This is a genomic window from Prosthecobacter sp. (assembly GCF_044378005.1).
GTDB lineage: Bacteria > Verrucomicrobiota > Verrucomicrobiia > Verrucomicrobiales > Verrucomicrobiaceae > Prosthecobacter.
Genome location: NZ_JBILYB010000024.1, coordinates 16,751 through 31,493, shown reverse-complemented (window position 1 = coordinate 31,493; position 14,743 = coordinate 16,751). Strand labels below are relative to the sequence as shown.

The following is a 14,743-nucleotide window of genomic DNA, read 5'->3' as shown; positions in this document are numbered from 1 at the left end:
CGAGAAACAAGCCGCCGCCATGTCTCTCATCGAAATCAAAAACGCCTCCAAAGGCTTTGGCCCCTCCGGTTCCAGGACCGAAGTGCTCAAAAACATCAATCTGTCTGTCGAGGAGGGTGAGTTCATCGCCATCGTCGGCTACTCGGGGTCGGGAAAGAGCACGTTAATCAATCTGATCTCCGGCTTGGTGAAGCCTGACTCCGGCATCGCATCCATCTCTGGTGAGGTCATCACCGGCCCAGGCCCGGATCGTGGTCTCGTCTTCCAGAACTACTCTCTCCTTCCCTGGCTCAACGTGGAAGAGAACATCGCCCTCGCCGTCGATGAAGTGTTCAAAGACTGGACCAAGGAACAGCGTAAGGAACACGTCGCGAAATACATCACGATGGTCAAGCTCACCCCAGCGGCGCACAAGCTGCCGAAGGAGCTATCAGGCGGCATGAGGCAGCGTGTTTCCGTGGCCCGCACGCTCGCCATGCAGCCGAAAGTGCTGCTGATGGACGAGCCGCTCAGCGCCCTCGACGCACTCACCCGCGCGCAGCTCCAGGACGAGATCGCCGACATCTGGCTGACGAATAAAACCACCGTCATCTGGATCACCAATGATCCCGATGAGGCCATCCTCGTCGCCGATAAAGTCATTCCTCTTCTGCCGACATCACCCGCCACGCTTGGCGAGCCAATGCTGGTGGACATCGAGCGCCCGCGTGATCGCAAAGCCATCAACCACGACGCGCGCTTCAAGAAACTCCGCACCCAGCTCATCACCACTCTCCTCGACGCCAAAGGCCGCACCAAAGTGAAGTCATCCGTCAAACTCAGCCTGCCCGACATCTTGCCCGAAGACCTCAACAACCTACGCAGCATGGAATTCCAAAACCGTCGCGGCCCCAAACGCCGCTCCGACAACCATCGTGAAGAAGTGGAGGTGGCCGTATGAGTGTTCCGAATCCAAAAATGCTCGAGCTGGACCGTCTCTGGAAAACCTACGAGACACCGAAGGGCCCGGCCACCATCGTCAAGAACTTCAACCTCAAGCTCAAAGAGGGCGAGTTCGCCACGCTCATCGGTCACAGTGGCTGCGGAAAAAGCACCGTACTCATGATGGTCGCCGGTTTGAGCGATCTCAGCAAAGGCAACATGATCCTGGCTGGCAAAGAAGCCAGCGGCCCAGGCCCGGATCGCGGCATCGTCTTTCAGTCGCCCTGCCTCCTCCCATGGATGAGCGCCTTTGAAAACGTCATGCTCGGCGTGAACCAAGTGTACTTCACCGCCAGCAAAGCCGAGCGTCGCCAGATGGCCGAGTACTACCTCACCATCGTCGGCCTTGGCGATGCCATGCACAAATTCCCCAGCGAGCTTTCCCAAGGCATGAGACAGCGCGTTGGCATCGCCCGCGCCTTCGCTTTGCAGCCAAAGATGCTCCTCCTCGATGAGCCCTTCGGCATGTTGGACTCACTCACCCGCTACGAGCTCCAAGAAGTCCTCCTCGAACTCTGGCGCCGCAATCGCATCACCACGCTCATGGTTACCCATGATGTCGATGAAGCCATCTTCCTCTCCGACCGCGTCGTCATGATGACCGACGGCCCCGAAGCCGAAGTCGGCGACATTTTGAGCATCCCCTTCGAGCGTCCGCGCAATCGCAAAGAGATTATGGAAGACCCGCGCTACTACGAACTGCGCGAGCACCTCATCACCTTCCTCAACGACAAATCCCACATCCGCCCCAGCCGCGAGCCCACCTTCAAGCCAAGCCCCGACATGGCCGCTGAACTCGCCTCTCATGGCCTGCCGTTTTCAGGCATCGCTGCGTAAGGCATAGACCAGATCATCCTTCACTCAACGGCGTGCCACAGCACGCCGTTGTTGTTTTCACTCCTGCCTGTCATCCGTTTTTGTCTGCACTGCCGATTTCAGCTCACGCAAGGTCCTGCCTGGAAGCTGCTCACCACCCTTCTTTGAAACACCGACCCGCTGGGACAAGTAAATGCCCGAATGGCCGCTGAAGAGGTAAGAGACAAAACACGCCACTGCGAAATAGACCGCATAGTGCGCGCCGAAGAGTTCAATCCCCATCACTGTGCATGACAGCGGCGTATTCGCCGCACCGGCGAAGACCGCGATGAATCCAAGTGCTGCAAACAGCGCCACCGGCTCATGCATCAGCCACCCGAGTGCATTCCCCATCGTGGAGCCGATGAAGAACAACGGCGTCACCTCACCACCTTTGAAACCGCTGGCGAGTGTGACGGAAGTGAAGATCGTTTTCCAAAGCCAGCTCAGCGGCGTGGCACCCCCTTCTTGAAAGGAAGCAAGAATGGAAACCTGACCTCCAGGTGGAGCCTCAACGCCGAGCCCCAGGTAGTCACGAGTGGCCATCACATACACCAGCACGATCACCACCACCGCGCCGAGCGCAGGACGCAGCGGCGCATACGGCACCAGCTTCGCCAAGCCGCGCTGCATCGAGTGTGTCAGCTCGGAAAAGAACCACCCGCCCAAACCAAAAGCCACGCCAGCCAGTGCCACCTTGCCGAGAAGCAACGCTTCCAGAGGAGCATGTGATCCCGCGTTCGCCGCCACATCCAGATGATAAACCGTGTGATGAACTCCCCACGCGGAGCACGTCGCATCCCCCACCACACTGGCGATGAGCACCGGGATCAGCGCCTCGTATTGCACCCGGCCAATGACGAGCACCTCCATGGCAAAGATCGCGCCGGTGAGCGGCGTGCCAAACACCGCGCCAAAGCCCGCCGCGATGCCGCACATCAGCATCAGCCGCCGGTTCTCCCGCCCCACGCCCAGCAAGCGCACCAGCATGTCCGCCAGACTCCCGCCCATCTGCACCGCCGTGCCTTCACGACCGGCGGAACCGCCGAACAGATGCGTCACAAGTGTGCCCAGCAACACCAGCGGAGCCATGCGCGTCGGCACACCGCCGCCGGGTTCGTGGATCTCATCAATGAGCAGGTTGTTCCCCTTGTCCGATCCTTTGCCGAGATGGTGATACATCAAACCCACCGCCACCCCGCCCACCGGCAGCAGCCACAGCAGCCACGGATGCTGCCAGTGAAGCTTCGTCACCGCCTCCAGCGACCACAAAAACAACGCCGTCGCGGTTCCGGCCAGCACAGCTACAGGCAAGGCTAGCGCCGTCCAGCGAAGCAGATGCGTCACATCAGAGAGCAGAGAGGAGCGTTTAAGAAACATGAACTCTCAGCATAGAGAGTTCATGACCACCTTCCAGTGCGAGCAGCAGTCCGACGAGAGCTCCCAGCCATGCATGAATGATCCTCATCGAAAGGACGAATAGGATTCAGGCTGCCATTCATTTCAGCGCGGCCAATTGGCACGCTCATGGCTGAGTCATACAGGGTCACGATCACCCCGATCTCACACTTTCCCTACAGCCGCCGCGTAGCCAAAGCACAACACCCATACCCAAAACACCGAGATGAATCAAACAGCGCTCCTACTGCTCGCATCGGCCTCACTCGCCTTCGCAGGCACTCCGTCAGCTCCACCAGCGGCCCCCGCGCCGCTTCCACCTCCAGGCTACGCTCCCATCACCTTCTTCGACGGCAAAGTGACCGTCGATGTCCAGGAGAAGATGCGCTTCGAAGGCCGCGAGAATAACTTCGACTTCAACAGCGACATCAACGGCCCGCAGGATGCCACCTGGCTGCTCCAGCGCTTCCGCCTTGGCCTCGGCTACCAGATGACCGACTGGCTAAAGATCTATGTGCAGGGCCAAGACGTTCGTGAACTCGGCGGGAGTCGTAACAATGACATCGGCAGCCCAGGCAGCTTTGGCTCCGAGGGCGATGACAGCCTCGACATTCTTAAAGCCTACGTCCAGCTCGGTGACATCAAGAAAGGCCTCAGCGCCACCATTGGTCGCCAGTTCCTCAGCTATGGTGACCAGCGCCTCGTCGGCCCACTCGAATGGCTGAACCAGGCACGCACCTTCGATGCCATCAAGCTGCGCTATGCTGGCACCGGCTGGGCACTGGACCTCTTCACCTCCAGCCCTGTCGGCTTTAAAGATCGTGAGTTCAATCAGTCGCAGGTCTTTGATGATCAGAACAACCAGGACTCCGTCTTCAGCGGCATTTACCTCGCGACACAGTGGGTGCCCATCAACACCACCACCGACTTCTACGCCTACCACAAGAGTGACCAGGGCAATGGTGACTTCGGTGCCCGCCTCGGTGACAGCAGCTTCTACACCTTCGGCACCCTTTGGAAAGGTGACCCCAAGAAACTGGGTGGCTTCGACTACAGCATGGAGATGGCCTTCCAGACAGGTGAAGTCTCTGGTCGTGACCTGACCGCCTTCGCAGGGAACTGGGCCGCTGGCTACAACTTCAAACATTCATGGAAGCCTCGCATCGGCCTCCAATACAACTACGGCAGTGGTGATAGTGATGCCACAGACGGCGACGTCAGCACCTTCCAGAACCTGTATCCGACCAATCACATGTTCTACGGCTACATGGACACCACCGCATGGTCCAACATGCACAACCCTCAGCTCAACATCAGCTTCTCCCCCACGGCCAAGCTGAAGGTCATGCTCGACTACCATCTCTACTTCAATGCTGACAACAACGACGCCTGGCGCCGTGTGAACAATCAAACTCGCGTCCGCCCCCTCAATGCCGCAGCCAACAATGCCAGCAGCTATCGTGGCCAGGAGTTTGACGTCACCGCCGTCTATAAATGGAGCCCGCATGTCGCTCTCCAGGCTGGTTACAGCTTCTTCCTCGCAGGCGACTACCTCGCCGACACCGGTGCCGACGACAACGCGCACTTCGGTTACCTCCAGGTGCAGTTTGATTTCTAAACCGCTCATCTCTCAAGCCGCTCTGACAGATGAAAATCGTTCCCCTCATTCCTGACAACGCCCCCTTCAGCGCTGAACAGCGCGCCTGGCTCAATGGCTTCCTCGCCGGAGTCTTGAATCGAGGTGCGCCAGTGGCTGGAGAAGCCTCCACGGAATCGAAACGATCCTTGCTCATCGCCTTCGGCAGTCAGAGCGGCAACGCGGAAAGTTTGGCCAAGCGGCTGGCCAGGGAAGCGGCGAGTCGGGGCTTTGCAGCGCGAGCTGCGGGCCTCGACTCGCTGCAACCAGCCGACCTCGTCAAAGACAAGAACGTCCTCCTCATCACCAGCACCTGGGGCGAGGGTGACATGCCTGACAACGCCATCTCTTTCTGGGATGCCATCAATCAAAACGGTGCCAGTCCGAAGCTCGACGGTGTGCAATACAGCGTCCTCGCACTCGGTGATAAAAACTACGGCGACACCTTTTGCCTCGCCGGGAAGAAACTCGATGCCCGACTCGCTGAACTCGGTGCCACTCGCATCGTCGATCGCGTGGATTGCGATGTGGAGTTCGATGACCTCGCCAAGAAGTGGTCTGCCAGCGCCTTCACGATCCTCAGTGGCTCCTCAGCTTCTTCATCACCCGCACCAGCCGAAGAAAAAGACACCGGCTGGTCGAAAAAGAAACCCTTCCCTGCCCCGCTCCTCGCCAACATCGAACTGAATACCAAAGGCAGCAGCAAAGACACGCGCCACATTGCTTTCTCACTCAAAGACAGCGGGCTGACTTATGAAGTCGGCGATGCCCTCGGCGTCTTCGTTCAGAACTGCCCCGAAGTCGTCGATGCTGTCATTGCAGCACACGGCTTTGATCCTGAAACATCTGTCACTCTCGAAAGCGGCATCACATGCACGCTTCGCGAAGCACTTCTGAAGCACTTCGAAGTCCGCCAACTTCTTGGAAAGACACCCGAAGCAGGCATCACGATTCCAGCCTTCCTCGAAAACCTCCGCAAGCTCCAACCTCGCCTCTACTCCATCGCCTCCAGCGTCAAAGCGCATCCCGATGAAGTGCATCTCTGCGTCGGAGCCGTACGCTACAGCACTGACGGCGTGCAGCACAAAGGCGTCGCCTCGACATTTCTCTCGGATCGCCTCGCGCTTGGCGACACCACCGGCATCTACTTCCACACCGCCAATCACTTCCGCCTTCCCACCGACCTCACCAAGCCCGTCATCATGGTCGGCCCTGGCACCGGCATCGCCCCCTTCCGCGCCTTCCTCGAAGAGCGTGAGGCCACAGGTGCCAGTGGCAAAAACTGGCTCTTCTTCGGCGACCAAAAGCGCTCCACCGACTTCCTCTACCACGATCAAATCATCGAGTGGGTGCAGAAAGGTTTCCTCACGCGCCTCGACACTGCTTTCAGCCGTGATCAGGAAGAAAAAATCTACGTCCAGACCCGCATGCTCCAAGCCGCCAGCGAACTCTGGCAATGGCTGGAGGAAGGCGCGCATTTCTACGTCTGCGGCGATGCCAAACGCATGGCCAAGGACGTCGATGACGCACTCCACAGCATCATTCAAACCGCTGGAGGCAAATCCACCGACGAAGCCGCTGCTTATGTCGCCCAAATGAAAAAGGAGAAACGCTATGCCCGCGATGTCTATTGAACCACCCACACTCGCGAACCGGATGAACAGCGACTTCTCAAGCGAGCAGAAGCGTTATCTCGAAGGCTTCTTCGCAGGCATCGCCGCTGGTGGCGTGTCGTTTGGTGACCTCGCTCCCGCTCCTGTCGCAGCACCCGCAGGTCCATCGCTCGACGACCTGACCAAAGAAGAGCGGATCAAACGTGAGCTTCATCCCTTCGATGCCATCGAGCAGCTTGTCATGGATGCTCGTTGGAATGCGAAGCCCGAGGCTGAGTCTGTCTTCCGCTTCAAGTGGAACGGCCTGTTTTGGCTGAACCCGGTTAAAGATGGCTACATGTGCCGTCTGCGCATTCCCGGCGGCGTGGTGAAGAGCTACCAGCTCCGCGAGATCGCCGCCATCGCGCGCGAACTCACCACGGGCTACATCCAGATCACCACGCGGAACAATTTCCAAATCCGCCTCATCGAGCCCAAGAACTGCCCCGAAGTGCTCCGACGCATCCAAGGCTGCGGCCTGCATTCCAAAGGCGCAGGCGCGGACAACATCCGCAACATCACGATGAATCCATGTGCGGGTTATGATCCCTACGAGATCATCGACGTGCGCCCGCTCGTGAACGAACTCGCGACGCTGATCATCGGCTCGAAAGAGTTCTACGACCTCCCTCGCAAGTTCAACATCGCCTACGACGGCGGCGGTCTCATCTCTGCTGTCGAAGACACGAACGACATCGGTGCCAGCGCCGTGAAGATCGGTGAAAACAGCGAAGGCATCGAACCCGGAATCTACTTCCGCATCGCTCTCGGCGGCGTCACCGGTCATCAGACCTTCGCCAGCGACTGGGGCGTCATCGCGAAGCCGGAGCTACTCAACGATGTCATGGTCGCCCTGCTGCGCGTCTTCATCGAGTTCGGCGACCGCACGAACCGCAAGAAGGCGCGCTTCAAGTATGTCATCGAAGACAAAGGACTCGATGGCGTGCTCGTGGAGGCCGAAAAGCACCTCAAGTTCAAGCTCACACGTCTCGCACCCGAATCGCCGATTCAGGAAAAGCGCACGTTCTCGCAGCAGGGTCACTCGCACGTCGGCACCTACCCGCAGAAGCAGGAAGGTCTTGTTTACATCGGCGCCACCGTCCCCGTCGGGCAGATGACCGCCAAGCAGCTCGACCGGCTCGCTGATCTCGCCGACAGCTATGGCAGCGGCGAGGTTCGGCTCACGGTCTGGCAGAACTTCATCATTCCGAATGTCAAAACGGCCTATGCAGCCACCTTGGCGAAGTCATTGAAGAAGCTCGGCTTTCCCTGCGAGACCTCGCATCTGCGCAACGGCTTCATCGCCTGCACCGGCAACAAATACTGCAAGTTTGCCGCCAGTGATACGAAAGGCCACGCCATCGCCATGATGGACTACCTCGACAAGCGCGTGAAGCTCGACAGACCCATCAATGTCCACTTCACTGGCTGCGCCCACTCCTGCGCCCAGCACTTCATGGGCGACATCGGTCTACTCGGCACCAAGGTGAAATCCGAAAGTGGTGAAGGCTACCACATCACCGTCGGCGGCGGCTTCGGTGAGAACCGCAAGATCGGCCGCCAGATCTTCAGCGGAGTGGCCTTTGAATCACTCGGCACGACACTCGAAGCGATGCTCAAAGGTTATCTCGACAAGCGCGGAGCCGATGAATCCTTCCACGCGTTCTGCAATCGTCACACCGTGGGTCAGCTTCAGGAAGCGTTCTGCGCATGAGCTATTGCCTGACAGAAGCCTTGCGTGAGCAGCAGACGCTGCGCACACCCGTGGCTCTGTTTGCCGATGAGTACGACTCCAAGTCTGTGCACGAGCGTTTCTCGCATCTGATTCCACTCAGCAAGCCGCAGCCAGGCGAGCAGTATGCGTTTGAAGTCAATCTCGATGCCTGCACTGGCTGCAAAGCCTGCGTAGCGGCCTGCCATTCACTCAATGGTCTCGATGACGATGAAAGCTGGCGTGACATGGGCCTGCTCGTCGGCACGCGGAAGCAGCCGTATCTACAAACTGTCACCACCGCCTGCCATCACTGCGAAGATCCGGCATGTGCGAATGGCTGCCCGGTGCTGGCTTATGACAAGGATGCTGTCACGGGCATCGTGCGCCATCTGGATGATCAGTGCATCGGCTGCAGCTACTGCATTTTGAAATGCCCGTATGACGTGCCGAAGTTCAACTTTAAGCGCGGCATCGTGCGCAAGTGCGACATGTGCCAGGGCCGCCTCGCCGAAGGTGAGGCACCTGCCTGCGTGCAGGCCTGCCCAAACGAAGCGATCAAGATTAAAGCCGTCAAACGCAGCGATGTGCCGGATCAGGGTCAGATCATCGCTGGAGCCTTTGATTCGAGCTACACGCGGCCAACGACGACTTACGTTTCGTCGAAGCCCATCCCCAGTGCCGCAAAGGCAGCCGATGCAGGCCGTCTCGAACTCGATCACGGCCATCCGCCACTCGCCTGGATGCTGGTGCTCACGCAAATGAGCGCTGGAGCATTCATCGGCTGTGCCGTGGCCTTGTGGATGAATGTGCTGACGCTGAATCAAGCCGCGATCACCAGCGCAGCAGCACTTGTTTTTGGCCTGGCAGGCATCGCCTTGAGCACGCTGCATCTCGGGCAACCGCTGAAGGCTTGGCGAGCCTTCCTTGGCTGGAAGAAATCATGGTTGTCACGCGAGATCCTCGCCTTCGGGGCCTTGCCAGGAGGAGGCGCAGCCATTGCGGCGACTTGGTGGTTGGGAAACATGGAATGGCTGCGTCTCGCCGTCACAGGCACCGCCTTTGCCGCCTTCGCCGCCGTGCTTTGCTCGGTGATGGTGTATGTGGACACACGCAGACCGTTTTGGTCGCTACGCATGACCGCAGGCAAGTTCCTCGGCACAATGCTGCTGCTAGGCGCTGGTTTGTGCGCCGTGGTCTGGAGCTGGACCGAGCTAGCCATCGCCTCATGGGACATGGCGTTCACTCTCCTTTTCCGCTGGAGTCTCTCCATCTGGGAGCTTTCGCGCTATCGGCTGGCTTTGGAGGATGAAACCTGCCTCTGGCATAAATCCGCACTCATTCTTCGAGAGCATCTGCCACATCACATCGAACTGCGCGCACTGCTTCTCGTCGCCACTGGACTGCTGATCCCCGTGTTGGTCGCCGCATCCGCATCGAGGCCGTGGATGTTGACGATCTCGCTGGTGTTGACGTTTGCCAGTCAGCTCATCGAGCGTCATTACTTCTTCACCGCCGCCGCAGGCTCCAAGATGCCTGGAAACTGACCATGATCACCGCACCCGCCATGACCTTCCGCGAGTGGAATGGACCGCTCACCGCCGATCTCGTGCGTGAGCCGGCGAAGTTTGGTCTCGGGCAGGTTCCATCGCGATTGGTGCCGGATGCGATGACGAAAGCCGTGTGCGGATTCTGCTCCACTGGCTGCGGTTTGAAGATTCATCTCAAAGATGGCGAGGCGATCAATCTCACGCCTGATCCCGACTACCCCGTGAACCTCGGCACGGCTTGTCCGAAGGGCTGGGAGGCGCTCAGTGTGCTCGATGCGCCTGACCGCGCGAAGATGCCAATCTTGCATGGCAAGGAGGTCGATTGGGACACCGCGCTCCGCTACTTCTGCGACAAGATGCGCGAGATCCTCGACAAGCATGGCCCCGAGGCCGCTGCGTTTCTCAGCACGGGGCAGATCATGTTCGAGGAGATGGCCTTCCTCGGTGCGCTGGCAAAATTCGGCATGGGCATGATCCACGGCGATGGCAACACGCGCCAGTGCATGGCCACCGCCGTCACCGCCTACAAAGAGAGCTTCGGCTTCGATGCGCCGCCCTTCACCTATGCCGACTTCGAGGAGAGCGATGTGCTTGTCTTCATCGGTGCAAATCCGTGCATCGCGCATCCCATCATGTGGCAACGAGTGCTGCGGAATAAACGCAGCCCCGAGATCATCGTCGTCGATCCACGCACCACCGAGACTGCGATGGCGGCCACGCAGCACTACGCCATCAAGCCGAAGAGTGATCTCACGCTGCTTTACGGACTTGCCCACCTCATCATCCGCGATGGCGGACTCGACAAAACATTCATCAGCGAACACACAAACGGCTTCGACGAGTTCGCGAAGTTTGTCACTGACTTCACACCGGATCGAGTCGCCGCCGAAACAGGCATCAGCGCTGAACGCCTCGCTCACTTCGCTAAAACAATTATCGAAGGCACTCCGCGCGTCTCCTTCTGGTGGACGATGGGCGTGAATCAAAGCCACCAGGCCACGCGAACAGCGCAGGTGATCATCAATCTGGCGCTGATGACTGGAAACATCGGCAAACCCGGCACAGGAGCCAACTCCATCACGGGGCAGTGCAATGCCATGGGTTCGCGCTTGTTTTCAAATACGACGAACCTCCTCGGCGGCCATGATTTCCGCAATCCAGCGCATCGTGAAAAGGTCGCTGCTGCCACAGGCATCCCCGTCGAGCGCATCCCTGACCGGCCCAGTCTCGCGTATGACCAGATCATTAAAGCTGCCGATGATGGCACCGTGAAAGCCATCTGGTTTGTCGCCACGAATCCAAGTCACTCGTGGATCGACCAGAACGAGATGAACCGCGTGCTCGACAAGCTCGACTTCCTCGTCGTGCAGGACATGTACTGCACCACTGAGACCGCCAAACGTGCGCATCTCGTGCTCCCTGCCGCTGGGTGGGGCGAAAAAGAAGGCTGCTTCATCAACAGCGAACGCCGCATCGGCTACAGCCCGAAAGTGAGCCGTGCTCCCGGGCAGGCGCTGGCCGATTTTCACATCTTCCGCCTCATCTCGCACTATTGGGGCTGCGAGGATTTGTTTCGCGGATGGACAAGCCCCGAGGCCGTCTTTCGTGTGCTCCAGCGCTGCACGGAGAACCAGCCCTGCGACATCATGGGCATCAATGGGCATGAGATGATTCGCAAAAGCGGCGGCGTGCAGTGGCCGCTTTCGCGGGATCAAGGTTCCAAGTTTGAGGTTTCGAGTTTCAAGGAGCGACGGCTTTTAGCGGACGGCCAATTCTTCACGCCGGACAAGCGGGCGAAGTTTGTGTTTGATGCGCCCGTGGCTGCACCGGAGCAGCGAAGTGATGAGTTCCCGTTTATCTTGATGACCGGACGTGGCACCAGCGCGCAGTGGCATACGGAGACACGCACGGGCAAATCAGCCGTGCTGGCGAAGATGATGCCGGAGGAGCTGATGCTCGACTTAAACGAGCAAGATGCTCTTTCCCTCGGCATCCGTGATGGCTCACCCGTGCGGGTAATCACCAAGCGCGCGGAATTGACCGTTAAGGCACGCCTCACTTCATGTGTGAAGCCCGGCGAAGTCTATCTGCCGATGCATGACCCGCGAGTGAATCAGCTCACCCACGCGTCGTTTGATCCCCACAGCCGCCAGCCAAGCTACAAGCACTCGGCAGTACGGGTGGAGATAGCTTGAGGGCTTGTTTCTGCTTGGCCTTTCCTGCGTGATCATGCATGAATGCGGTGTGGCCGACTCCATTCCAACCATCCTGACCATTGCTGGCTCGGACTGCTCCGCAGGCGCGGGCATCCAGGCTGATTTAAAGGCGGTCTCCGCCCTGGGTGGCTACGCACTCACGGCAGTCACCAGCGTCGTTTCGGAGACACCCGGAAAGGTTTCCCAAATCTGCCTGATGGATGCGGACTTCATTGTCGATCAGATCCGCGTCTTGTTTGAGGCTTTCCCCATTCGTGCTGCGAAAACGGGAATGCTCGGTGGTGCAGAGCAGGTGCAGGCGGTGGCACAGATCTGGAAAGAACTCGGCGGTGGAATACCTCTCGTCATTGATCCGGTGATGGTCGCTACGAGTGGCGGAAAGCTGCTCGAAGATGATGCTGTGCAGGCGGTGAAATCTCTGTTGCTGCCGCAGGCCACTTTGATCACGCCGAACATGGACGAGGCCGAAGTGCTCTGGGGATCGCCTGTCACCACACGCGAGGAGATGGAGCGCTGTGCTTCTGATCTGGCACAAACCTATCAAACCAATGTCCTCGTCAAAGGCGGGCACCTTCAAGATGACTCCGCCGATGATGTGCTATGCCTGAGTGACTCCATCGTCTGGCTGGAGGCCGAGCGCACACACGGCGTGCAGACGCATGGCACAGGCTGCACTTACTCGGCAGGCATCGCAGCCTGCCTCGGACAAGGGATGGATCTCACCAGCGCTGTCGCCGAGGCCAAGGAATTCGTCAGCCGGGCTATTGACGAACATTTCGCCTGGACGCACAGGGCGGGCATCGTTCATGCTCTGAATCATCTTCACCAGACTCCGGAATGAAGCACCTGCCTATAATCCTGATCGCCAGCCTCGGTTTTGCCCTTTGCGCCAGGGCTGGAGATACGCCGAAGATCGAAGGTGTCTCTCAGGCGGCCATTCAAAACGCCTTTCAGATCCTGCGTAGCGACTACATTCGTTCCAACGAACTGAACTTCGATGAACTCAACCGCGCTGCCTTGCAGGGGCTGCTCCAGCGACTCTATCTGGGGGCCACACTGATTCGGAAATCAGATGCCCTGAGGCCAGTCACCGCCACGGGTGTGATCGCTGAGAAGCTCACAGCCGAGATCGGTTACCTGCGTCCGCAGTCATACGCCGAGGCTGAGATCAGCGAACTTCAGGCAAAGCTGCGCGAGTTTAGGACTGCGGGTCTGCCCCATCTTATCCTCGATCTACGCAGTGCTGCTGCACCGGGTGAGTTCGATATTGCTGCGGCGATGCTGGAGTGTTTCATCCCCGAGAGTGAGTTGATCTTTAAACTCAAGCAGGTCGGGCGCGATGATTCACAACTATTCATCAGCCACAGGGCTCCGATCTGGACCGGACCTCTGCTCGTGCTCGTCGATCAGGAAACGAACAATCTGGGGGAAACGATTGCCGCCGTGTTACGCCAGAGGAAGCAGGCCGTGATCCTCGGCACCCGCACACGCGGGGCCACCGTGCGCTACGAGACACAGCCGCTTGATGACGAATGGCTGCTGCGTTTCGCCCGAGCCGAGATGCTGCTCATGGATGACTCCTCTCTCTTCCAACTCGGCCTGCCGGTGGATTTCTCCATTGATCTGCCGCTCGACTCGAAACGCCAGCTCTTCCCTTCCTCAAACCCGCCGCCATTGAAGCAGACGGTCTTTGATCAACCCCGTCCGCGCTACAACGAGGCAGCTCTCGTGGCACGCAAGAACCCCGAACTCGAAGAGTACATCCGCCGCAGCGCTGGCAAGCCCTCCGCTGATTCACAGCAGCCTGTTCATGACACAGTGCTTCAGCGAGCAGTGGACATCCTGCTCACTCGCACGCATCTCGATGGGGCGAGTCTGCCCTGGGAGCAAAAGCTGCGTGAGCCTTCCCCGACGATCCGCAAAGCCACACGCGCCCCATGATTCCTGAAACGGTTCCCACTCAAGTCACCATCGTAAGTCAACACACCGAGCGCGCCTGGCATGCCACTTTGGCAAATGGGCGAGCCGTGATCGCCTTTCGTGCCAATGATGAACCCACCGTGGTGCTTTCACCTGGAGACCTCGCAGCCGTGGAACTGCGGGTAACCGATTTCTCGCAGGCGCATATTCTCGATTGATCGAACCCATTCCGTCCTATCATTCAGCCATGACCTTGAATCCAAAACTCGCCAAGCTGCTCAACGAGCAGATCAACAATGAAATGTCCTCCAGCTACATCTACCTCGCCATGGCGGCTTGGTTTGAGCAGACGCCTTACTCAGGTTTTGCGAGCTGGATGTTCAATCAGAGCCGTGAAGAGACGATGCACGCGCTGAAGTTCTACCAGTATGTGGTGGATCGTGATGCTGCCGTGGTCCTGGAGCCCATCGCCAAACCCAAAGCCGCCTTCAAGAACCCACTCGAAGTCTTCGAGATGAGTCTCAAGCAGGAGCAAAAGGTCACACAGCAAATCAACGATCTCTTTGAAGTGGCTGAGCAGGTCAAAGATCACGCCTCGAAAAATCTGCTTCTGTGGTTCCTCAATGAGCAGATGGAGGAAGAAAAGACCGTGCGCGACATGCTCGACCGCCTGAAACTCGCGGGCAATGATCCTGCCAGCCTGCTCGTGCTCGACCGTGAGGCCGGCACCCGCAAAGCTGCACCAGCCAGCGGCGGCGCAGAAGCGGCCTGAGGAGGCTGTGGACGGCAGATTCGCGTCATGAGAAGATTCATCGAGGGAGCAT

The 14,743-nt window shown here is 58.8% G+C and carries 12 protein-coding genes; 11 read left to right on the top strand and 1 reads right to left on the bottom strand.

Features of this window, described 5'->3' with window-relative positions:
* The first annotated feature begins 19 nt into the window (after positions 1–19).
* Positions 20–940: an ABC transporter ATP-binding protein gene (locus tag AC6FTP_RS07345; protein WP_497206259.1), complete on the top strand. Its 921-nt coding sequence runs from the start codon at positions 20–22 to the stop codon at positions 938–940.
* Positions 941–957: 17 nt separating this feature from the next.
* A complete protein-coding gene (locus AC6FTP_RS07340) occupies positions 958–1,818 on the top strand; it encodes an ABC transporter ATP-binding protein (RefSeq protein ID WP_497206258.1) in 861 nt (286 codons plus the stop codon).
* A 57-nt stretch (positions 1,819–1,875) separates the two neighbouring features.
* On the opposite strand, the gene AC6FTP_RS07335 is transcribed toward AC6FTP_RS07340, so the two are convergent.
* Entirely contained in the window at positions 1,876–3,216 is a 1,341-nt protein-coding gene (locus tag AC6FTP_RS07335; protein WP_497206257.1) for a voltage-gated chloride channel family protein, read from the bottom strand.
* Between the two features lie 244 nt (positions 3,217–3,460).
* Between AC6FTP_RS07335 and AC6FTP_RS07330 the strand changes: the two genes are divergently transcribed.
* From AC6FTP_RS07330 to AC6FTP_RS07290, 9 genes are read left to right on the top strand one after another with little or no spacing between them, the layout of a single operon-like run.
* Positions 3,461–4,852 carry an alginate export family protein gene (locus tag AC6FTP_RS07330; RefSeq protein WP_497201336.1) on the top strand — a complete coding sequence of 464 codons (1,392 nt, stop codon included), beginning with the start codon at positions 3,461–3,463 and terminating at the stop codon, positions 4,850–4,852.
* Between the two features lie 29 nt (positions 4,853–4,881).
* Entirely contained in the window at positions 4,882–6,504 is a 1,623-nt protein-coding gene (locus AC6FTP_RS07325; RefSeq protein ID WP_497206256.1) for a diflavin oxidoreductase, read from the top strand.
* Positions 6,494–8,236 (top strand): NirA family protein, encoded by a 1,743-nt coding sequence (locus AC6FTP_RS07320; RefSeq protein ID WP_497206255.1) that lies wholly within the window; start codon positions 6,494–6,496, stop codon positions 8,234–8,236. The genes AC6FTP_RS07325 and AC6FTP_RS07320 overlap by 11 nt, the downstream gene beginning before the upstream one ends.
* Positions 8,233–9,780: a DmsC/YnfH family molybdoenzyme membrane anchor subunit gene (locus tag AC6FTP_RS07315; RefSeq protein ID WP_497206254.1), complete on the top strand. Its 1,548-nt coding sequence runs from the start codon at positions 8,233–8,235 to the stop codon at positions 9,778–9,780. The genes AC6FTP_RS07320 and AC6FTP_RS07315 overlap by 4 nt, the downstream gene beginning before the upstream one ends.
* Before the next feature lie 2 nt (positions 9,781–9,782).
* Entirely contained in the window at positions 9,783–11,978 is a 2,196-nt protein-coding gene (locus tag AC6FTP_RS07310; RefSeq protein ID WP_497206253.1) for a molybdopterin oxidoreductase family protein, read from the top strand.
* A 49-nt stretch (positions 11,979–12,027) separates the two neighbouring features.
* The gene (gene thiD, locus AC6FTP_RS07305; RefSeq protein ID WP_497206252.1) at positions 12,028–12,840 is read left to right on the top strand and encodes a bifunctional hydroxymethylpyrimidine kinase/phosphomethylpyrimidine kinase; all 813 of its coding nucleotides are present in this window, start codon (positions 12,028–12,030) and stop codon (positions 12,838–12,840) included.
* Entirely contained in the window at positions 12,837–13,940 is a 1,104-nt protein-coding gene (locus AC6FTP_RS07300) for a S41 family peptidase (protein ID WP_497206251.1), read from the top strand. Before thiD ends, AC6FTP_RS07300 begins: the two co-directional genes overlap by 4 nt.
* Positions 13,937–14,137, top strand: a complete 201-nt coding sequence (locus AC6FTP_RS07295) for a hypothetical protein (protein WP_497206250.1) — start codon at positions 13,937–13,939, stop codon at positions 14,135–14,137. Before AC6FTP_RS07300 ends, AC6FTP_RS07295 begins: the two co-directional genes overlap by 4 nt.
* A 29-nt stretch (positions 14,138–14,166) precedes the next feature.
* Complete coding sequence (locus AC6FTP_RS07290; protein ID WP_497206249.1) at positions 14,167–14,691, top strand: ferritin; 525 nt, start codon at positions 14,167–14,169, stop codon at positions 14,689–14,691.
* Positions 14,692–14,743: the final 52 nt, after the last annotated feature.